This window comes from Bacteroidota bacterium, from assembly GCA_016718825.1.
Classification (GTDB): Bacteria; Bacteroidota; Bacteroidia; order J057; family JADKCL01; genus JADKCL01.
In genome coordinates, this window is record JADKCL010000007.1 from 163,314 (window position 1) to 184,028 (window position 20,715).

Here is a 20,715-nt window from a genome sequence, read left to right on the forward strand (position 1 = left end):
CGATTTTGCGATTGAGGATACCCGTGCACGCGAAGCCGCTGGCATTGACCGCCCGCCGGTCGTGCCGCTCAATGGCGACAATATTCATCAGGTCGAGGAGGACATGTTTGAGAAAATCGTCCCCGACGGTAGTCTCGAAACACTTGATCCCGACGAGGAAGTCGGCGATTGGACGGCCTACGACCCCACGCTCGAATTGAGCACCTACCAATATCCGACGATTGATTTGTTGGAGCAGCGCGACGGCAATCAAAGCCGGGAAGTGAACCGCGGCGAATTGGAGGAGAACAAAAACAAGATCGTCCAGACACTTCAGAACTATAAGATTGACATTACGAGCATCAAGGCGACGATCGGCCCGACGGTCACCTTGTATGAAATCGTGCCTGCGCCGGGCGTGCGGATTTCCAAAATCAAAAATCTGGAGGATGACATCGCCCTGAGCCTCTCGGCCTTGGGCATCCGTATCATCGCGCCGATTCCTGGAAAAGGCACGATCGGTATCGAAATCCCGAATTCGAAGCCGGAAATCGTGTCGATGCGTTCGGTCATGAGCACGGAAAAATTCCGCGATACCAAAGCCGAATTGCCCTTGGTGCTTGGCCGTACGATCAGCAACGAGGTGTACATCGCCGACCTTGCAAAAATGCCGCACTTGCTCATCGCAGGTGCAACGGGGCAAGGTAAGTCCGTGGGTATCAACGGTATCATTTCGTCGATTCTCTACCGGAAGCACCCTTCGCAGGTCAAATTTGTGCTGATCGACCCTAAAAAGGTGGAGTTGAGCCTCTATTCGAATCTGGAAAGCCATTTCTTGGCGGTCTTGGAAGCGAGTGACGAACCGATCATCACGGATACCAAGCAAGTGATCGGTGTGCTGAACAGCCTTTGCGTGGAGATGGATTCGCGGTACGATCTGCTGAAAAAGGCTGGCGTGCGCAACCTCTTGGAATACAACGCCAAATTTACCAGCCGCAAGCTCAATCCGAAAAAGGGACACCGCTTCCTGCCTTATATCGTGCTCATCATCGACGAGTTTGCCGACTTGATGATGACCGCCGGCAAAGAAATCGAAACACCGATTGCGCGTTTGGCGCAGTTGGCCCGTGCGATCGGCATTCACTTGATTTTGGCCACGCAGCGTCCGTCGGTCAACGTCATCACCGGTATCATCAAAGCCAACTTCCCGGCCCGTATTTCCTTCCGCGTGACTTCGAAGGTTGACTCACGCACCATCCTCGATACAGGCGGTGCCGACCAGTTGGTTGGACGTGGTGATCTTCTTTTAAGTACAGGCAGCGAGATTGTGCGAATCCAGAATGCATTCATCGATACGCCCGAAGTAGAAAATTTGGTCAATTTTATCTCCGAGCAAAGAGGCTATCCAACGCCCTATTACCTGCCGGAAGTGCCAATGGAAGGCGGTGATGATGACATCGATGAGGACGATCTGGGCGAAAGGGATGACTTTTTCTCCGATGCAGCAAGGTTGGTGGTGAAGCACCAGCAGGGATCAACATCCTTGATTCAGAGGCGATTAAAGCTCGGATACAACCGCGCAGGCCGTATCATTGACCAATTGGAAAAGGCGGGAATCGTCGGTTCCTTCCAGGGAAGCAAGGCCCGCGAAGTTTTAGTGCAGGACGAATACAGTTTGGAACAGATTTTGAATAACCTGCACTGAAAAGCACTTCTTTCCAGCAGCGTGACACAACTGTTACGCAATGTGGTTTGGGGAATTGGCGCCTTTGTAGGAAATTTGTCCCGTTGTATCAGCTTAAAGCTCAAATGAAAAAATTCAATCTCTTCCTTGGCATTCTGACCTTGTTTGCCCTGAGTTCCTCGACATTCGCGCAGAGCGACCCTAAATCTGACAAGATCATCAAGGCCTCGCAAGACAAGTTCAACAGCCTTGCCGACGTCACTGCCGAATTCACATATACCCTTACAAGCCCCGATCTCAAAAAGCCGGTGGTCAAAAAGGGCAAAGTGACGCTCAAAAAGAGCAAATACATGATCATTTTTCCCGATGAGGAAATGTATTGCAACGGCAAATACACTTGGGTGCTGATGAAATCGGATACCGAAATCTTGAAAAGCGATTTTGATCCAAAAGAAGACTTGAGTCCGGATCGCCTCTACAAAATGTACGAAAAGGATGTAAAAAGCGCATTCAACGGCGAGGAAGCCGGGGCCAACAAGGTTACCCTCTTCGCCAAGAACGACGACGGCGATATCTGGAAGACGCTTTTGTGGATCAATATCGAATCCAAACTCATTCAAAAGGCGATCATGTATGCCCGCAACGGCTCGCAATACACGTATGAGATGACCAACATCCGCGTGAATACTGGCGTTTTGGATGGTGTTTTTACCCTCGATGAGAAAAAATATGTTGACCAGGACTGGATCCTGACCAATCAGAGCGAGAAATAAGCATTCTCATTTTCCACTGAAAACAAAGACTTTGGTGCCCCGCATCGAAGTCTTTGTTTATTTTGCGGCATGACGCCAGCAAAGTTGTTTGAGGCGATCCAGGCAAAGCGGTCCATGCTTTGTGTGGGTCTCGATACCGATCCCCGTAAGCTTCCGCCGCACTTGCAAGGTGCTGCCGACCCCGTTTTCGAATTCAACCGGCAGATCATTGAGGCGACTGCCGAATTTGCTGTGGCCTACAAACCCAACATCGCGTTTTATGAAGCCCAAGGGCCTCGCGGTTGGGAAAGCCTGCGCAAGACGCTGGAGATCATCCCCAAAGATTGCCTCACCATCGCCGACGCCAAACGCGGCGATATCGGCAATACCAGCGAATTGTATGCGCGGGCATTTTTCGAGGAAATGGACTTCGATGCGGTAACCGTGGCGCCCTACATGGGCAGCGACAGCGTCAAACCCTTCCTTCAATTTCCCGGGAAATGGGTGTTTTTGCTGGCATTGACCTCCAACCCCGGCGCGGATGATTTTCAACTGCAAACGGTTGGCGGAGAACCGCTTTACAAACGGGTAGTGAAAACGGCATTGCATTGGGCGGATGGTCTGCCGGGGCATCTCGGCTTCGTCACGGGCGCCACAAGGCCGGAATATCTGGCCGAAATCAGGGCCTTGGCACCTGACAATTTCTTCTTGGTTCCCGGCGTTGGAGCCCAAGGAGGCGATTTGGACGCAGTCTGTCTAAATGGGAAGAATGACCTCGGCGGATTGCTCATCAATGCGAGCCGGAGCATCATTTTTGCCAGCAGTGAACGTGATTTTGCCCAAAAAGCTGCCCAAGAAGCTGCAAAAATGCAGTTGGCGACGGCAGCATTTTTGAGTTGAGCCCCAACGATCGCATCGCATTTCGTTTTGTTGCTTCCTTGAAACTCTGCTGGAAAATGGCTAAGATCCTCCTTGGGAATCGCTATATTCGAGGGATCAAAGCGCAATGTGAGATGCGGAAATTTTTATTGTCGGCAGTTTTCCTGTTTCCCCTTTGGATTTTCGGGCAGTCCAATCTGGGTCTAGTCTGGGCACCGAAGGTGGTCGTCGCCAATGGTGCCACCTACGACAATATCCGCCCCCAAATCGCAGTTGTGGAGGGCGAACTGCCTTTGGTGCTGTGGTGCCGCTCAGTCGGAGGGAGGCATGGCTACGTCGCCCGCTGGAATGGAACGGCATTCGATGCACCCTTCAAGATCAATCCGACGGGTGGAATCAACGCCTACAACGTCGAAGGGCCGAATATCGTCGCCCGCGGTGACACCGCGTATATTGTTTACGTCAGCACTCCGAGTTCAAGCGCTCAAGTGTTGCTGCGCAGCAGCTTCGACGGCGGACGAACATGGAATGCCCCACAATGGGTCGATAGCCTCAGTACCGACATGCCGACATTCGCGAATGTAGAGATTTTGCCCGGCGGTCACCCCATCGTTACCTACATCCGGCAAACGGTCAATTATGCCTCTCCGCGTTGGGTCGTGCGCAAAAGCAACGATGCCGGGCAAACTTGGTTGCCGGAGGTTCCTGTGAGTGGTGCGGCGCCCGGTACCGATGTCTGCGACTGCTGCACCGGCCATACCTATGCGCATGAAGGCAAGGTGATCGAGGTTTTTCGGAACAACGACAACAACCTGCGGGACTTTTGGGCCACCATCTCGACGGATGGTGGCGCGAGTTTTCCCACGGCGATCGACTTGGATACGACAGATTGGACCTTGGCGGCTTGTCCAAGTTCGGGTTCGTCTTCCGTCCTCGTTGGCGACACGATTTACACGGCTTTTATGAGCCAAGGCAGCAACGGGCTTGCCCGTGTTTGGTTGGGCGCAGCACATCTTGGAACGGGCCAAATGGCCTACAACAGAATGCTGAACGGCAATGTGCCGAGCAACACGATTCAGAACTATGTTTCGATGTCTGGCTACGGTGATACAGTTGTGGTCGCTTGGATGGAAAGCAGCGGAGGAAATCCGGAGATCCTGCTGCGGTATTCGTTTACAGGCGTGGCTGATTTGTGGACCCATCCTGTCGTGAATGTGACCGAGTTGGCAACGGGACAACAAAGCTTCCCCGACCTTCTTTGGAAAAATGGCGCCGTGCATCTGGTTTGGCAGGATGAAGCGACGAATCAGGTGGTGTACCGGCGGGCCGAGGTGGGGATTCCGGCAGGACTTGGAAACGCATTCGAAGGAAGCTGGACACTCTACCCAAATCCTGCAAAGGACCGGGTCACGCTCGATGCGCTTCCTTCGGCTGCGTGCACTTTGAGTTTGATGGACATTCGTGGACAGTTGTTGTATCGGATGGAATTGTCACACAAGCATCGGGCAGCGTTGGATTTGGCGGGAGTTGAAGCTGGCGTCTATTTCCTGCAGCTCACTTCGGATGGCGTGCATTTGGGCACCAAAAAGCTGGTGGTGCAGCGCTAATCCGAATGCTATTTCCTGAAAATGTTTAGCTTTGGCCATGGCGCACGGGCACCACGACCACGCAGGGCATGACCATGGGCATGCACACGCGCATCACCACGATGGCACGCACCATCACCATGGCCACCATGGTGCCATCGGCAACCTCAAAGTCGCATTTTGCATGATTTCGGGGATTCGCTCGCCTTGGGCATGGCTTGGTACCTTGAAAAGGTGGCAGCCAAGGAAAGCGACCGATCCTATTCCTATGGTTATGCGCGATTTTCCGTTCTGGGTGCGTTTATCAACTCGGTAGTGCTGATTGTAGGCGCGATTTTTATTCTGCAAAATGCCATTCCGCGTTTGCTGAATCCCCAAGCAAGTGACGCCACGGGCATGATTGTCTTCTCGTTGATCGGCATTGCGGTGAATGGCGCAGCTGTCATTCGCCTGCAAAAAGGATCGACCCTCAACGAACGTGTGGTAGCTTTGCATCTTTTGGAGGATGTGATGGGCTGGGTCGCCATTTTGATCGGCAGCATCGTGATGCGCTTTTGGGATGTGCCCATTTTGGATCCGATTTTGTCGATCGCCATCATGACTTACGTGTTGGTGAATGTATTCCGGAACCTCGGCAAGAGCTTTCGCATTTTTCTGCAAGGCACTCCCCAACAATTGGTTCCCGCCGAAATTGAAAGCAAAGTCCGAGCCGTGGAAGGCGTCGTGGACGTCCATGACCTCCATCTCTGGACGCTAGATGGCCAATACAATGTCGCCACGCTGCATGTTGTTGTTGCCGGTCCGATTGATTTGACGGCAGTCGAAGCCATCAAGGTGCGTGTACGGCATCGCCTCAAGGAGTTGCTGATCGAGCATGCCACCATCGAAATCGAAGACGAATCGGTTGATTGTGAGCTCGGTGACTGCGCCGATCATACGCATTTTGGCAAGCCGGAAGAACCCAAACACCTCGACTTTGAGCTGGAATCACGGTCCAAGCCCATGCCCGAGGAACATTTTCATCCGGATTAAGCCCTCCCCCGAAACCGCATCACGATTTCCTTGTCCACGCCGTCACCGATCGGTTCAAATCCCTGTGATCGGAAAAAATATTCGGCCAAGGCATTCTTCCGAGAAAAGCTCGTGCGGATTTCCTTGCATTTGGGCTGATTGCGCAGCATGTCGAGCAATTGCCGAAGGGCGATTTTGCCAATTCCTTGCTCTTGGTGCGCCTTGTCCACCATGATCCGGCTGATCCAACAAATGGCATCAAACTCGCCGTACATCAGGAAGCCGACCAATTCTTCGCCTTCGAAAATGCCGTAGGGGAATAGGTTCTCAAATTTGCTTTGGGCAATCGAGAATAACACCGAAGGCAGGAAATCTTCCTGATAATCATGGAGTTCGAGCCGAGTGGCCTGCTCCCAGTTGAAGCGGTTCAGGGGTTTGATCTGAACCTTGGCGTCAGTTGAAGATGGCCTTTCCATCGATTTTGAATTTTTTGATTGCTTCTACTTTGTCATCAAACAGATAGGCTTCGACTTCCCAAGACGTGCCGTCATCGAGTTTGAAGCTCAAATTGCAGCTGTTGTTGTTGGGCCAAGTCGCGGTGACCGACTCCTTGGTCAAGGATTGCGCTTGGTGCTCAAAGCTAAACGATTTGTCGCCTGCGGGTACGATGAGCTTGACGGTCACAATGATCGGTCCGGCAGGCGATTCGCGTTTGCCCGATACGTCGATGCTGCGATCACCTTCCGGAGATTTGAAGGTCATCGATTCAATCGGGCCCCCACAACTGCTGAAAAAAAGCGTCAACAGACCGAGGAATAGAATGGATGTGAGTGCGTTTTTCATAGAACCTTCTTTTTCTGCAATGTCGCTACAAATTCCTTCAGGTAAAAGGGCTCAAACGTGACCAAATCTTCATGGTCGCCGGATTCAAATTTGGCTTGAGCACCTTTTCCCATGGATGCTGCAGAGGATACGCGGTCACCCAAGACAATTGCATTCGGATGTTGGCCTAGAATCGGTTCACATTTTGCGGCGCCATCGCCCAAAAATAGAATTTTTCCTTTTGCCAATTCTTCCTGAAATGCATTCTCTTCCACGATCAAGGCTATCGGCTCGTTGCTCGAATGCAGCTGGCTGTCAAATAGTTGGGTAAAAACTTCCATTCGGCGGGCATCGATCATCGGGCAAATCCAAGCGTCCATTTTCGCGGCAAAATCTACAACCGACCAAGCCAAGGCTTCCAGACTGCTGAGGCTCAAAAGCGGAATGTCCAAAGCCATGCAAAGCCCCTTGGCCACGGACACGCCCACGCGCAAGCCCGTGTAGGAGCCGGGGCCGCGCGCGACACAGACGGCGTTGAGATCCGAAGCCTTCAGCTCCATGTCTTGCAAAAGCCGCTCGATCATCACCGTAACAAGCCGTGCATGCGTGCGGTTGGAGTGGTTTTCTTGCAACGAAACCAAGATTCCATCCTCAAACAGCGCGACACTGCTTACGTCTGTTGCAGTCTCAATCGCCAAAATACGCACCTTGGAATCGGTTTGCGGATTGACTTGATCTAGATTTTTCTTTTTCGACACGGCGCAAATTACGTATTTTGCACTGTTTTCAGCAACCTAACAACGGCACAAGGCAAGATGCACATTCACTATTTTTTGCTCCGGAAAATTGCAGCGCAGCTCGATCAAGCGGTCAAGGGCGGCATTTTTGCGGAGGCATTCACGCAGGAGAAGGATCAATTGATGATCGGCCTCGGCACGCCTGACAAGGATGTTTGGCTGCGGGTTTCCTGCGGTGCGCCGTTGCCCTTTATTTGGCCGCTCAATCAATTCAACAAGGCAAAAAAGAATGTTCGTGCGATTTTTCCACAGATTGAGGGCCTGAAAATTCAGCGGGTGCATTGCCTTCCCTACGAACGGGTGATCCTGATCGACTTGGAAAGGTATTATCAGATTGCCCTGAAAATGCATGGGCTCATGAGCAATGTGCTGCTGCTGCATTCGGGGAAGGTCGTGGATCGGTTTCGGCAACATTCAGAGGCGGATCTTGAATTTCTTCCGCAGGCGGGGATTTACAACGAGAATGCCATCAAGGGTGAAGAATTTGCCGAATTGCCTGTTGCGGCGCATTTGAAGGCGATTTCTCCGATTTTTGAGAAGCACTTTGTAAAGTTTGTCGAGCAGAAACTAGGGGAGGGCCTCGACTTCGAATCCGCGTTCAAGGCCTGCTTGGAGGCTGCCAATGACGAGCGTTATTACCTGTTGCGGCGGGCAGACCGCATTCAGCTCCTGTTGTTTGCTTCGGGCCATCCCGAGGAAATAGAGGTAGTCGGCATGTCGGCGGCTTTGAACATGTTTTTCCGCAGTTTCCATCAATACCAAGGTTACGCGCGGATATTCGAAGCCATCAAAAAACCGATGGAGCGCCATGTGAACCGTATTCAGGGACAAATCGATTCGTTTTACCTCTCCATCGACACGATCACCAACGAGCGGCCGCCCGAGGAAATCGGACATATTCTCATGGCCAACCTGCATTTGCTCACGCAAGGTGAAAAGGAGGTCGAATTGGTGGACTTCTACCACGATCAACCCATCAAGATCAAACTCAAACCCGAACTGAATCCGCAGCAAAACGCGGAGCAGTATTACCAAAAACAGAAGAAGCACCGTTCCCGCGCCAAACATTTGGAGGAGCAAATCACCCGTTTGGAGCAAGAATTGGCCGTTTTCAATGAAGCCCGTGAGGGTTTTGCAAAATTTCCAGACCCCAAGGATCTGCGTTTGGGTGCCGACGGGATGGATTTGGAGCTTTTACGGCGAATGAATGCATTCGGCACTGAATTTTTGCCCTTGGTGGAAAGCGGAAAAGCTGAAAATGCGGCGCAAAAGCATGGCTTCCACGAATTCAAGAAAGAAGGCTACACGATTTTAGTCGGAAAAAATGCCAAGCAGAATGATTCGCTGACATTCGCCTACAGCCGCAAAGACGACCTATGGCTTCATGCGCGCGACACGCCCGGCTCGCATGTGATTATCCGCAACCCGACCGCGGGCGCGATCCCCAACCAAGTATTGGAATTCGCTGCATCCTTGGCTGCCAAACACTCCAAACGCAAGCATGAAAAGCTCGTCCCCGTCCAATACACCGAACGAAAGTACGTGCGCAAGGTCAAAAATGGCGCAGCAGGCCAGGTTTTGGTGGAGCGCGAAAAGGTGATTATGATCGAACCGTTTGAAGTTTGAGTTCGAGAATGAAGTTCGAGGGTGTTCGCGTCGTTGGTGCTACCGAGAACGCGGTGTGAGCGCCAAAGACGCTGATCCAATCACTCAACCTGCAATTTCGGGCATCAAGGGGCCTGGCGCATGAAAGGAGCAAGCATCGGTGCCGTATTCACCAGTGGCAAAGACCCAAACAAGGCTAGCCGTATCTTCGAGTTCGAGGTAAATGGAGACGGTGCCTTTTTCGTCCTTATAGGTGTAAACATCTGTTGGATAAGCATCCCCATTGTCATCGTCTTGAATGGGCGTTTCACCAGGGACCAATTGGGCGATGCCTTGCACGGTCACATAACAATCCGTTTGGCTGTCTTTGGTGAGCAAACGGAAGGCAAGTGTTGACTCATTTTGGGTGAACCAGACTTTCCATTCGCGGGAGCCAAGGGTGCGCACGCGCTTTTGGGAATAGTTAAAGGCTTCAAAACTCATATCCTGCCAATTTCAGGGTTTGACGGGAAGGAAACAAGGAGAAAGAAAAACTCCAGCCTTTTGAGCTGGAGTTTTTGAATTTTTTCAATGATTTGGGCAAATCAACGCGTATTGGCAACGCCACCGACGTCTTCAATTTTGTCCATTTTACCCATCGTGTAATTGGCTTGCGGGACTTCCCAATCGGAAGGAACCACAAATGCCTTTACAGAGCCAACGCCAAATGAGCTGACCTTGACCATATTGCCTTGGTTACCACCGAGGACCTGGATTTTAGATCCGTCGACACCGACCACAAAACCTACGTGACCTTTACCACCGCCGTAATCGAATACCGCGATTGAGCCGTAGGCTGGCTTAGCGATCTTCTTGCCATACTTGGCCCAGCTCAAAGCTGCTGCACTTCCCGTGATGGGTTGCCCAGCCTGCTTCATGACCCAGTTTGCAAACGATGCACACCAAGGTGTTTCATCATCCTTGAATTTGCCAGTGGTGGAGTGGTACTCGATCACGCGTGGATTGTGCTTCGAGCCTTCGATTTCTTTCACACCGTTTTCGCCTTCTGCGACGGAGATCCAGCTAGGCTTGACCAAATTACCACCTTTGGCGCCGTCCTTGCCGCCAGCAACGGGAGCTTGCGGAGCAGGACCATTGCCCTTGGTAACATATTTGCCCGAAACCCAGCGATCAGGACCGATTTTCATCCAGCCATTGTCTTCTGAAAGAATGGTGACTTTCGCGCCTGATTTGAGCGTATCAACCACTTTGCCGTCTGTGCTAGGTGTACTGCGCACGTTCAGTTGACTTGCCGTGACTGTGCCCGTTGCGACAGGCTTGGCGGCTTCGGCCGGTTTGTTTGCGGGGGAGTTTTCCGTGGCCTTGCCATTGAGTTTCACGAAGTCGGCCGAAACCCATTGGCCGTTGCCGATGCGCAGCCAACCGTCTTTTTTCTCATAAACCTGCACCTTGGCGCCGGTAGCCAGCGGATTGCCCACTTTGCCAAAGCTTGCACCTGCACCGGAACGCACGTTCAGTGAACTTGCAGTAACGGTGCCGCTGTCGATGGCCGTCATGGAATTGTTTCCGTTTCCAGTCGAAGGCGACGTTGTTTCCTTCTTTGGCTCATCCTTGGCCGGCGGAGCCTGCGTAGGTGTCTGAGCTGGGGTCTTGCCCGCAACAGCAGCATCCATGAATGCCTTCCTGCGCTCAAAACGATCCTTTGGAACACCAAATTCAGTCATCCAACGCTTGTTGCCGATGGCTGCCGCAAAACCCTTGAGGTCGTTTTTGACTGCAAAAGGCTGAATCCACTCACGTGTCGATGGCTTGTAGTCGCCGCGATAACGCAAGTCGACCAAGATTTCCATGATGGCATTGTGGAGATTGTCAAAATCGACATCGCCAAATTTGTCCTTGGCGGCTTTCTTTTCGCTGATGTCAATGACACTTTTCTTCATCTCGGCATAGACAATCTCAAACAGCAATTTTTGCTGATCGTGATTGATGGCGCCGACTTTTGCCTTGTTGTTTTTGACCCAAGTTCCAGCTGCATCTCCCTGAAGGCCAGCGCCTGTGCTCAGAAGTGTAGCTTGCGCGCCAGTAATGCCGGCGGCATTCAGGTGTGCAAGTACACCTTTGGCGGTGCGGCTGCCAAGGTCATAACCACGGCCAATTGTGACGCCAGATGCGCCTCCAGGCCAGTGGCAAACTTTTGTATCGTATTTTCCAGAGTCTTGACCTTCAGAGTCAAAAGTCACTTGACCTTCTTTGACCTTGAGGGGATCTTCTTTTTTCTGGACAGGACCTGAAGCGCTCGCACTGCTGCTGCCGCTGCTGCCTGCTTCAAATCCAGCGGCAGGCTTCATCTGGGCAGCCATCGCGCCCATTGAATCGGCCTCTTTCTCTAATCCGGCGTCGTTGTTGACAGACATACCGCCGACAGATGCATTGGCTTGTACACGTCCTTCGCTCTGCTGCTTCACGTGGGCAAGTTCATGACCGATCAATTCCTGACCTTTTTGGGAACCTGGATCGTATTGACCAGGTGCAAAGTGCACGTCATTTCCTTGAGCATAAGCCAAAGCTCCTGCTTCGGAGGCTTTGTCTGAATTTGCGTGGATGTTGACGTTTGAGAAGTCGCTGCCCATGGCAGAACTCATCTGTGCATTCAATTCGGGTGAAAGTCCGCTCCCGGATCCGCCGTTGCCACCGCCACCGCCGTTGCCGGACGCATCCAGCTTGAACTGTGGGGGGGACATCGTGTTGTCCATCTTCATCTGGATCTGCTCTCCAGAATCATGCGTTTGCGCTTTCTTCTCCAAGGAAGTCTTTTCCATGGCAATTTTCTTTTTTTCAGTTCAACATAGTTTCAAACTCACAGCCGACAGGCTGCGTTGGATGTCTGTAACGGTCAGGTGTATAGCAGACGCCCTCCATGGGAAGGCGGTATCGTACAAAAGATGATCAAAAAGCATTGGGGAGGTAGAATTAGAGTTTCCCCAAATCTGACGGCGAAAGATAGAACGATTTGATAGGATTTGCAAGCAAATTCGGCAAGCCTTTTTGATTGAATTGATTTACAGCAGTTACGTTTTTTCCACAGGTTAAAAAGTGTGAAAGGAGACGCGAGAAATCCTCCTTTTGAAGAAATTAGCGCCATTATACCTGTCAATCCGGTGCTTTTGAAGATGAAACTGGAAAATTTGCTTGAGATTTTTGAATCTTTGTAGGGTAAGCAATGAAAAATGGATTTTCTGAAGGACTTGTTCGGATTTTTGTGGCAGCGTAAGGCATGGTGGATTACCCCGATCGTGCTGGTATTGCTGCTGATCGGCGCTTTGCTGATTTTTGGCGGCGGAAGCTCGGTCGCACCATTCATCTACACGCTATTTTGACCTTTTGTGCTTTTCAGGATTGCGGAAGGGCATTCGAAGTGGAATTCAACAGATGAAAACCAAGAAAGACGATTTAGGGGTTTGGGAGGCTGTGCGGGACGAGTTGCGAAAGTTGCGTGGAAAGAATCGATTTCGCGGAAATGAGGAGCATCTTTTGCTGCGGCGCGAAGTTCGAATTCACCGTGAAAGTCGTGGAAATCAGTTGGAAAGCGGCGTTGTGATCATTCACTTGACGCAACGGTTGGAAGATCTCTGGGCAGATGGGTTGCTGCAAGTGCCTGCACGCGTAGCCGAGATGAAGGATGGGTCGGCGGATGAGAATTGGCGTCAATGGCTGGGTTGGATTGTCGACGAATGCCGCGGAGCAGCCTATTTGCATACCAGCAGTGCAAGCGCAGCTTACCGGAAGTCGGATACCGGCAAGGAAACCAATAATTGAACAGGAAAATGGAACAGGATTGGAGGAGAATGGACAATAAAAAAGGGCTGAATAGCCCTTGTGCCCAGCGGGAGACTCGAACTCCCATGCCCTTTCGAGCACCACCCCCTCAAGATGGCGTGTCTACCAATTTCACCAGCTGGGCGGGGATTGGTGATTCGGCTGGGGCTCGAACCCAGGACCCTTTGATTAAAAGTCAAATGCTCTACCGACTGAGCTACCGAATCAAGTTGTTAATGAACGTCCCTAAATTTGGGAATGCAAAGATAAACACTTTTTCTGGAATGCAACATCAATTTACGACAATTTTTCTGCTGATGCTTTTGATTTTCGGCGGATGGTCAACAAAACTGAATGCCCAAGCGTCTTCGGATGGGGTGTTAAATAATTTAGAATCAGGAGACAAGGCGTTTGAGGCGGGGCAGTTTACCCAGGCATTAAAACTTTACGAAGACGTCTATTCTCAAGGAAAATTTTCTGAAAAAATGTTGTACCGCCTCGCCTACATGCACGAAAACCTGCGTGCCTACCCGCAAGCGATCTACTATTTGAAGAAGGCCGCGCAGGAATTTGGCGACAAAGGAACGGAAGGAAAGATCCGACAGCTCATGCAGCGACAAGGCAGCAACCGTTTCTTTACCGGGGACGGATGGAACGATTATTTGAGCTTCTACCGCAATTGGTCTTGGTTATTTTTTGGTGTTTTTGGAGCTTGTATTCTCGGACTTGGGGTTCATTATTGGATGCCCAACAACAACATGGCGGCTTGGCGGCAGCTCGCAGTAGTCGGTGTTTGGGCCATCCTGTTTCTTTCAGGGGCGGTGATTTTTCACCGGAGCTTCTTGATGCCGCAACGTGCTGTTTTGATGGAGAATACCGCTTTTTATGCGGAACCCGGCTTCAGTTCCAATCATCGGCTCAATGCCTTCAGCCTTGGCGAGACGCTGGATATCGATGATAGAAATGACGTTTGGTTGCAAGTTTCTGCGGCAGGGAGACAATGGTGGGTGCCCAAGTGGGTCGTCAGGGAGCTGTAATCGGCCATTCCTCGGCAAATGTAGCTCAATAGGGAGTCCCCAAAGACTTTTCCACGATGTTAGGAGGATATCTTTTTTGTATCTATCTTCCGTCATCAATTGTAGGTAGGTCTATTGTTTGTCAATCATGAATGTTCGTCGGATCGCGTCCTGCATCGCAGGGATTGTTTTTCCTTTGTTTAGTTCCTGGCTTGTTGCACAGAATTTGGTGCCTAATGCCAGTTTCGAAACAGGTGCCTGGGCGCAAGCCAATACAGGAAGTGCGGATTGGCTTACTACTTCCAACGTATTCGGAGTGCAAACACCGCATTCCGGGATTCGGTACATGGGTGAGGCCTTTGGAAATCAAGGAGGTAGCAACTTCAGGGAATATATCAAGTGTACCTTGACCTCCCCCATGACGATTGGTTCTGCCTATTACCTTGAGATGTGGGTTTCCCTTTCCGACAATTATGGGACTTATGCATGTAATCGACACGGGATGGCACTCACCACTACAAGCCCGTTTTATAATTTCAGCACTGGGCCAATTCCTTTGACCCCACAGGTGCAATCGCTCACGCCGCTCACAAGTCAAACAACATGGATGCTCGTTTCCGGAACCGTTACAGCAACGGCCGCATTTCAGTATTTGACCATTGGCAACTTTTTCAATGATGCCAACACCACCTATCAATTTGTCGGTGGCAACGGCTTTACCTATGGTTATTACTTCATGGACGACATTGTGGTGCAGCCGGCCGTGATTTTGGGCGAATGCTGCACGAGTTTTGATGTCGCAGCGGTTGAAAACAAAAATGTGAAGCTCAATTGGACAGTCGATCGGGATACCGAGGGAAAGATTTTCGAAGTTCAAAGGAGCCTCGATGGTGAAGTTTTTACTCAAGTATCCGCCATCCGTCTGGACCCGCAGCATTTGGAAACCGGGTTTGAATATGTGGATGTCACCGCACCGTTCAATGAAGACCTTCATTATCGCATTCTCCAAAACGATGCCAACGGCAATATTCGTTACAGCGAGGTGAAAAGCGTCCGTTTGGACAACGAGGGACATGGACAACTCAATGCCATATATCCAACTTTGCTTGCAGCGGACCAAGGCTTTCAAATCGACTTTTTGCGCCGTAGTGCCGAGGGGCTTCTCAATGTACAGGTCACCGACGCCGTTGGAAGGGTTGTTTATGACCGCGACCATGCGACGGTCGGTGGACTCAACAACCTCTGGGTCCTTCCTGGCAATCTCCATTCCGGGACCTATGTCGTCACCATTACAGGCGACGGAACCCGTGAAAGCGGAAAAATTCAAGTGATTCAATAAATTGATTACGATACGATTCGATGAAAAAGATAGCCTTTCTCCTTCTCTTTGGTTTCCTCGCAACGACCGGCTTTGCACAACTCGAAGTTGCAGTTTCACATGACGGCCAAAACATGGATGTCCAATTTCCTGCGGGCAATCTCGTGGAATACAAGGTCGCACTTGTGGATCCCATCAACCCGGGCTCCGTGGAATTGCAGTCAGGTCGATTGGATGCCAACTCCGCAGAATTGAGTGTCAAATGGGCCGCCGACCTGCGCTACATCTATGAAGTGTCCTACCGCTACCAATTGGCCACAGGTGAAATCAGTGAATGGTACACGATTGATCCAAAAGCGCTTCTGAATTCCGAAGGAAAGTAAAGCATTGTTTTTGCGCCTGTTCAGCGGACCAATGCCGCACCACCGCTTCCAACAATCCTGCTGGATGTTGCCATTTATTTAAACACGAGCGAGATGCCTCCGTGCAACGTGGGGACGAATGAAAAATGGGCATTCGGGAAGGTGAGATCGGGGTTAAAACCTGATGTATTCACGCAGTTGTCATATTCCAAGACCCCATGTCGCAATTTTTTCACTTGGCTGATTCCCGCGCGGAATCCTGCACCGCCAAATAGTTCGAGTCCGAATCGCTTGCCCAGTGCAAAATATTGACCGAATTCTGCCCGAGGGCCAAAATTGATGCGAATGACATCAAAAATGCCGCAGGCGGAGCCTGTGCTTCCACCACCCCAGTAATACTCGCCCGTGCGGAAGGCTTTGCCACCCAATTGCAGACTGATGCGTCCGCCAGACTCGCCCCAGCCCTTTTTCATCCGCGTCAGACCACCATAGAATGTACCAGCGAATCCAAGCGAACTTTGCGAGATATGCGTGGAGCCAATCGTCCAGTGGTCCGTCGAAGTTATTCGGGCCCAAGGCAGTTGAACGGCCAATTGAAAATCGGGCTTCCAAACACCGGAAGAATTGATTCTGATTCCCAAATTGGGGGTAAATAGTCCCAATGCAAGCGGATTGACACGCCATTCGAGCCTCGGCTCAGGACGCTGTGCAAATCCGACAGTTTGGATCAACAAAAGAAAAAGGGCAAAAGCAATGATTTTACTTGGTCTCGGGAGGATCATCATTGGGGAAACTTGACACGATCCAATATCGCAAATTCAAAACACCCCGACAAATCGACGTAAGCTACGCGCGGTTTTGGTTGCCAAATCTGCATATCAATGGCGCCGAAAGCGGGAAAAAATCACGGCTGCGAATGCAATTTTTTCCATCGCCGTTCGTATCTTGAGTAAGAATTCTCGGGGTACTTGAACCCTCTCAGATGCCATTCGCAATTCAAATGTCTCCAAATTCAATGAAAAAGCTTGCCATCCTCTTGTTGCTTCAAGTCGGCCTTTTGACTTTCGCACAGTATCCCTTCGTGTCCGTGGACATGGCCGCTATCAGGGATTCCCTGACCAATCCCGCCCTTGGACCCGATTATCAGACGCTTTTCAAACGCTTCGAAGCGCTCGATACGACCCTCACCAACGCCGATTACCGCTTGATTTACTACGGATTCTCCTTGGACAAGGACTACAGCGGTTATACGCCCAACCGGTCCGGTGAAATCCGTGAATTCTGGGAAATGGGAAAGACCAAAAACTACAAAAAGGCGATGGCGATTTGCGACGAAGTGCTGAAAAAGGCGCCGGTGGACCTCGACGCGAACTTTAACAAGTTGATTACCATGAAGCATATTGACAAAGACGACCCGGAGATTGCCAAGTTCCGGTATCGTTACCGCCGGCTTGTCGATGCTGTGACGGGTTCCGGTGATGGACTGACCTGCGAAACGGGCTTCAAGGTAATGTACATCTCCGACGAATACCACATCATGTACAACTACTTGGAAATCGAGAAAATGTTGATGCAGTCCTTGGTTGGGGATTGTGACAAAATGACCACCAACCCTGGCGAGTACTTTCCCCAAAGCGAGATCTATTTTGACATCACGGTTCCCTTCGAAAGTCTCGGGAAGATGTTCAAATCCGAAACGGGCAATTAAATCCCGATGATCTTGCAAACCGTGCGGCGGTTCAATGCCCGTGCGGCATCGCTGTCCCCGGTCGCCATCGGCAGGCTTTCGCCATAACCCTTGGCTTCGATGCGCTCGGGTTTGATTCCCTTGGAAATCAAATACTTTCGCACTTCATTCGCGCGGTTTTCACTGAGAACCTGATTTTCCTTGTCGGTGCCGACGTTGTCCGTATGGCCGCCGATTTCTACCCGCAAGGTCTTGTTCAGCTGCAAAAACGACAGCAAATGCTCCAATTCGGGCTTCGAAATGTCGAGCAAGTCAAACTTGTTGGTTTCGTAGAAGATCGAACTCATCACCACTTCCAAGCCCACTGAAAGCGGCTCCAAGGCAATGTTCACATCGAAGTATGGCGTCGTTTTGGGATCGATGTTCTTCAGCGAAAAGAGATTGCTGCTGAACAAATAGCCCTTTTTGTCCACGAAGGCCGCATATTCTTGGTCCAAAGGCAGCGTCAACAAATACCGCCCGGTCGCCGCATTCGTTCCGACGGCGCGGATCGTATCACGGGTCGCCACATTGATAAAGGTGACTTTGGCATCCAGCACTTTGTTGGTCGCCTTGTCAGTCACAATGCCGCGCACATAAGTCGTGAAATTGGGGCGAATGCGCTCATCAAGCTTGAATTGGTAGATATCTGACTTGCCCAATCCGCCATCGCGTGACGAATTGATCAGCCCGATTTCGCCTTTGGTATCGACGAAAATGTTGCCTTCACTCGCCGAGGTATTCAGCGGGTAACCCAAGTTTTCGGGCTTCGTCCAGCCGTTTCCTGTGTTTTTGGCCATGAACAAATCCAACGCCCCGTAACCCGGATGCTCATCACTCGAAAAGTACAGCGTCTTGCCGTCGGCGTGAATGAACGGCGAAACTTCAATCCCTGCCGTGTTGATGGGTTCGCCAATGTTTTGGGGTGCTGTCCAAAATCCATTTACCAAGTTGGAAAACCAGATGTCTTCGCCACCTTTTCCTCCGGGCCTGCGGCTGCTGAAATACAGCGTTTTCCCGTCGTTGCTGATGCTCGGCTGCGAATCCCATTGCGGCGAATTGACGATCGGCCCGAGGTTTTGCGGCTTGCTCCAGGTCGTTCCAATGAGCTTGGAAACGTAGATGTCACAATCGCCGTAGCCGCCAGGGCGGCTGCAGGCAGCAAAAAATACATACTGCCCATCCGGCGAAAAGCTCGGCGCACCTTCGTTGAATTCAGTATTCACAGGCTCGCCCAGGTTTTTGCAGGGTTGCCATTTGCCGTCGACCATTTCGCTGTAATAGAAATCCTCGGTGAAGTCCCTGTATTCGGCTTGGAATCCACCGGTACAACCCGGTCTGCGGCTCGTGAAAAAGATCGTTTGGCCGTCTGCAGTAAGGTTGGGCAGGTATTCTTCGCCGATGCTGTTGACGTTTTCGCCCATGTTGATCGGCTCAAACTGAATCTTTTTGTTGGAATTGGCCGCGCCAAAATGCGCTGCTTTCCGATTGTGGTCCCACATGCGGTAGCTTGGGCCATTGACCGGCGGATTGAAGGAGAAAAATTTGTCGTAATGCTCTGCTGCGACCTTAAAGTCGTCTTTTTTGAAGGCGGCTTCGGCCATGTACAAATAAAGCAGGGGATTGGGGTCCTTGAGCAATTCGACAGCTTTTGCAGCGTAGGTGGAGGCTTGATCAAGGTTTCTGCCCGCATAGGCACTCGCAGCAGCTTGAAAATAGGCGTCACCAAACCCGGGTTCCAAGGAAATTGCAGCGTTATAGGCTTCGACCGCCTTGGTATAGTCGCGGTGGTGAGCTGCTTCAAGGCCGTCAAAATAGAGGTCGAGCGCCTTTTTGCTCTTGATGCCGTAGTCTGCTGGTTTTGGTTTGTCGCCGCCTTGCGCAGTTGCGGTGCAGCTACTCAGCAATGTGAGGGCGATCGTAAGGGTGAAAACCGCGCCGTGGCGCAGCCAATTATGGAATCTCGACATACTTATGTGTTTGAAGACTCAGCTTCCAATGCGGATGTGCCTTGATGTATTCGATGATCGGGTGGATGCGCTCGCGGCGCGACCATTCCGGTTGCAGGTAAAAGAGCGTCTTGGCCGGGTCGCATTTCGCAGCTTCAGCCTCAGCCCATTGCAAATCATGGGCATTGTACACGATCACTTTCAATTCCTGTGCCAACGCATAAAACTCCGGCAAAGCCGGCTTGAATTTCTTGGGGGAAAATGTGATCCAGTCAAATTCTCCCGAATAGGGATGAACGCCCGCCGTTTCAATATGGCAAAGCAAGCCCGCATCATGCATTGCCCGGGTCAATGGACCCAAGTCGTACATCGTCGGTTCGCCGCCGGTGATCACCACACGCTGCGTTCCTGACGCCTTCACGAGGGCAACCATGTCTGCAATAGGAACCCATTGCTCATCCGCCACCGTCCAGCTTTCCTTGACATCGCACCATACGCAGCCGACATCGCAGCCCGCCAAACGAATGAAATACGCCGGCGTTCCGGACCATTGGCCTTCCCCTTGCAGCGTGTAAAAATGTTCCATTACCGGGATCATGCCCAAAGCTAGAATATTGGAATTAGAAATGCGGAAAATTAGAAATGAGGAATTAGAAATTAGAAATGAGATTTGCGAAGTAACTGCGAAGCAAATCACGAATACCTTTGAAACAAGACCCCGATGAGTATTCGCGTCAGCAAACGAAAAATGGCAAATGAGCCGTTAAACTTGCCAACCGTTTACGGTAACGACAGCGATCCGCAACTTTTCACTTTTCACTTTTCACTTATCACTTCCCTGACCCATTGTGCGGAATTGGCAACCTCGTCGATTTTGGCTTCCAGGGCTTTCAGGCTCGAAGGTGCACCGGCGTAATCGTAAACCTGCTTCCTTTTGCCGTCAATACTGATGGATGTGATCGTCGTCGGCATATCGCTGATCGGCTCGGTAAACGTATCCTGCAACGCGAAATAATCGATCTTGAAAAATTCGTCGACGAGTGCTTGAACGGCTTTGGGTTCAATTTGGGAGGTTTGTGGGCCTCTGACCTGCACATAGGCACCTCCATTGTAGCTGACTTTTCCGTTCCCTTCGATTTGCAAAGTGTAGGCCGGACATTTTCCAAAACATACCGTCCGTTCCAAAGTGATCAGGGCCGAGGCATAGTCGTGCGCGGGTTTGACCGAATCCACCTTTGTTGAGTCCGTTCCTGCGATCGGTCCAGGCTTTGTGGGTGGGCAACCTGCAAGGAAGATCAAGGCAAAAGCCAAAATGGGGAAGAGCAAAATTGTCTTTTTCATGTGGAGCGAATTGATTTTCTATAAATTTAAGCGGCTTTGTTGACATCTCGCGTCAATCCCAGCCAATTCTTG

General features: G+C 51.1%; 20 protein-coding genes, 2 tRNA genes and 2 pseudogenes. 12 read left to right on the forward strand and 12 right to left on the reverse strand.

Features of this window, described 5'->3' with window-relative positions; all coding sequences use genetic code 11:
* Window positions 1-103: 103 nt before the first annotated feature.
* The 5 genes and pseudogenes from IPN95_10390 to IPN95_10410 all read left to right on the forward strand — a co-directional run bounded on the left by IPN95_10390 (window position 104) and on the right by IPN95_10410 (window position 5,912).
* Window positions 104-1,684 carry a DNA translocase FtsK gene (locus IPN95_10390; protein ID MBK9449790.1) on the forward strand — a complete coding sequence of 527 codons (1,581 nt, stop codon included), beginning with the start codon at window positions 104-106 and terminating at the stop codon, window positions 1,682-1,684.
* 104 nt (window positions 1,685-1,788) lie between these two features.
* On the forward strand, window positions 1,789-2,436 hold the full coding sequence (locus IPN95_10395; GenBank protein ID MBK9449791.1) for an outer membrane lipoprotein carrier protein LolA: 648 nt from the start codon (window positions 1,789-1,791) through the stop codon (window positions 2,434-2,436).
* 69 nt (window positions 2,437-2,505) lie between these two features.
* The gene (pyrF, locus tag IPN95_10400) at window positions 2,506-3,315 is read left to right on the forward strand and encodes an orotidine-5'-phosphate decarboxylase (protein ID MBK9449792.1); all 810 of its coding nucleotides are present in this window, start codon (window positions 2,506-2,508) and stop codon (window positions 3,313-3,315) included.
* A 56-nt stretch (window positions 3,316-3,371) separates the two neighbouring features.
* Window positions 3,372-4,901 carry a T9SS type A sorting domain-containing protein gene (locus tag IPN95_10405; GenBank protein MBK9449793.1) on the forward strand — a complete coding sequence of 510 codons (1,530 nt, stop codon included), beginning with the start codon at window positions 3,372-3,374 and terminating at the stop codon, window positions 4,899-4,901.
* Between the two features lie 37 nt (window positions 4,902-4,938).
* A pseudogene (locus tag IPN95_10410) lies at window positions 4,939-5,912 on the forward strand (cation transporter).
* Here the strand turns inward: IPN95_10410 and IPN95_10415 are convergent.
* The 3 genes from IPN95_10415 to tsaB are packed head-to-tail and all read right to left on the reverse strand — an operon-like array spanning window position 5,909 to window position 7,471.
* Entirely contained in the window at window positions 5,909-6,367 is a 459-nt protein-coding gene (locus IPN95_10415; GenBank protein ID MBK9449794.1) for a GNAT family N-acetyltransferase, read from the reverse strand. The pseudogene IPN95_10410 and the gene IPN95_10415 overlap by 4 nt on opposite strands.
* Window positions 6,345-6,734, reverse strand: coding sequence for a hypothetical protein (locus IPN95_10420; protein MBK9449795.1), 390 nt, complete (start codon window positions 6,732-6,734; stop codon window positions 6,345-6,347). Before IPN95_10420 ends, IPN95_10415 begins: the two co-directional genes overlap by 23 nt.
* Window positions 6,731-7,471 carry a tRNA (adenosine(37)-N6)-threonylcarbamoyltransferase complex dimerization subunit type 1 TsaB gene (gene tsaB / locus IPN95_10425; GenBank protein MBK9449796.1) on the reverse strand — a complete coding sequence of 247 codons (741 nt, stop codon included), beginning with the start codon at window positions 7,469-7,471 and terminating at the stop codon, window positions 6,731-6,733. Before tsaB ends, IPN95_10420 begins: the two co-directional genes overlap by 4 nt.
* A gap of 57 nt (window positions 7,472-7,528) precedes the next feature.
* Here tsaB and IPN95_10430 point away from each other — a divergent pair, with 57 nt between their 5' ends.
* A complete protein-coding gene (locus IPN95_10430; GenBank protein MBK9449797.1) occupies window positions 7,529-9,136 on the forward strand; it encodes a DUF814 domain-containing protein in 1,608 nt (535 codons plus the stop codon).
* An 84-nt stretch (window positions 9,137-9,220) separates the two neighbouring features.
* Here the strand turns inward: IPN95_10430 and IPN95_10435 are convergent, their stop codons facing one another.
* The 3 genes and pseudogenes from IPN95_10435 to IPN95_10445 form a co-directional block, all read right to left on the reverse strand.
* Entirely contained in the window at window positions 9,221-9,598 is a 378-nt protein-coding gene (locus IPN95_10435; GenBank protein MBK9449798.1) for a hypothetical protein, read from the reverse strand.
* 101 nt (window positions 9,599-9,699) lie between these two features.
* Complete coding sequence (locus IPN95_10440) at window positions 9,700-10,302, reverse strand: TIGR02594 family protein (GenBank protein MBK9449799.1); 603 nt, start codon at window positions 10,300-10,302, stop codon at window positions 9,700-9,702.
* 1,158 nt (window positions 10,303-11,460) lie between these two features.
* Window positions 11,461-11,934, reverse strand: a pseudogene (locus IPN95_10445) (DUF4157 domain-containing protein).
* Window positions 11,935-12,342: 408 nt separating this feature from the next.
* Here IPN95_10445 and IPN95_10450 point away from each other — a divergent pair.
* Together IPN95_10450 and IPN95_10455 are read left to right on the forward strand one after the other, a co-directional pair.
* Window positions 12,343-12,492 carry a hypothetical protein gene (locus tag IPN95_10450; GenBank protein ID MBK9449800.1) on the forward strand — a complete coding sequence of 50 codons (150 nt, stop codon included), beginning with the start codon at window positions 12,343-12,345 and terminating at the stop codon, window positions 12,490-12,492.
* 52 nt (window positions 12,493-12,544) lie between these two features.
* A complete protein-coding gene (locus tag IPN95_10455) occupies window positions 12,545-12,931 on the forward strand; it encodes a hypothetical protein (GenBank protein ID MBK9449801.1) in 387 nt (128 codons plus the stop codon).
* Between the two features lie 61 nt (window positions 12,932-12,992).
* Here IPN95_10455 and IPN95_10460 read toward each other — a convergent pair.
* Together IPN95_10460 and IPN95_10465 are read right to left on the reverse strand one after the other, a co-directional pair.
* A tRNA-Leu gene (locus IPN95_10460) sits at window positions 12,993-13,076 on the reverse strand.
* 6 nt (window positions 13,077-13,082) lie between these two features.
* A tRNA-Lys gene (locus IPN95_10465) sits at window positions 13,083-13,158 on the reverse strand.
* 150 nt (window positions 13,159-13,308) lie between these two features.
* Here IPN95_10465 and IPN95_10470 point away from each other — a divergent pair.
* The 3 genes from IPN95_10470 (at window position 13,309) to IPN95_10480 (ending at window position 15,648) form a co-directional block, all read left to right on the forward strand.
* Window positions 13,309-13,968, forward strand: coding sequence for a hypothetical protein (locus IPN95_10470; GenBank protein MBK9449802.1), 660 nt, complete (start codon window positions 13,309-13,311; stop codon window positions 13,966-13,968).
* 205 nt (window positions 13,969-14,173) lie between these two features.
* Entirely contained in the window at window positions 14,174-15,286 is a 1,113-nt protein-coding gene (locus IPN95_10475) for a T9SS type A sorting domain-containing protein (GenBank protein MBK9449803.1), read from the forward strand.
* 20 nt (window positions 15,287-15,306) lie between these two features.
* Window positions 15,307-15,648, forward strand: coding sequence for a hypothetical protein (locus tag IPN95_10480; GenBank protein ID MBK9449804.1), 342 nt, complete (start codon window positions 15,307-15,309; stop codon window positions 15,646-15,648).
* Window positions 15,649-15,722: 74 nt separating this feature from the next.
* On the opposite strand, the gene IPN95_10485 is transcribed toward IPN95_10480, so the two are convergent.
* A complete protein-coding gene (locus IPN95_10485; protein MBK9449805.1) occupies window positions 15,723-16,358 on the reverse strand; it encodes a hypothetical protein in 636 nt (211 codons plus the stop codon).
* A gap of 284 nt (window positions 16,359-16,642) precedes the next feature.
* Here IPN95_10485 and IPN95_10490 point away from each other — a divergent pair, with 284 nt between their 5' ends.
* On the forward strand, window positions 16,643-17,335 hold the full coding sequence (locus tag IPN95_10490; protein ID MBK9449806.1) for a DUF4919 domain-containing protein: 693 nt from the start codon (window positions 16,643-16,645) through the stop codon (window positions 17,333-17,335).
* Here IPN95_10490 and IPN95_10495 read toward each other — a convergent pair.
* From IPN95_10495 to IPN95_10505, 3 genes are all read right to left on the reverse strand, one after another.
* On the reverse strand, window positions 17,332-19,323 hold the full coding sequence (locus tag IPN95_10495) for a PD40 domain-containing protein (GenBank protein ID MBK9449807.1): 1,992 nt from the start codon (window positions 19,321-19,323) through the stop codon (window positions 17,332-17,334). The genes IPN95_10490 and IPN95_10495 overlap by 4 nt on opposite strands.
* Window positions 19,307-19,888 (reverse strand): radical SAM protein, encoded by a 582-nt coding sequence (locus tag IPN95_10500; GenBank protein MBK9449808.1) that lies wholly within the window; start codon window positions 19,886-19,888, stop codon window positions 19,307-19,309. Before IPN95_10500 ends, IPN95_10495 begins: the two co-directional genes overlap by 17 nt.
* A 230-nt stretch (window positions 19,889-20,118) precedes the next feature.
* Complete coding sequence (locus IPN95_10505) at window positions 20,119-20,643, reverse strand: hypothetical protein (GenBank protein MBK9449809.1); 525 nt, start codon at window positions 20,641-20,643, stop codon at window positions 20,119-20,121.
* Window positions 20,644-20,715: the final 72 nt, after the last annotated feature.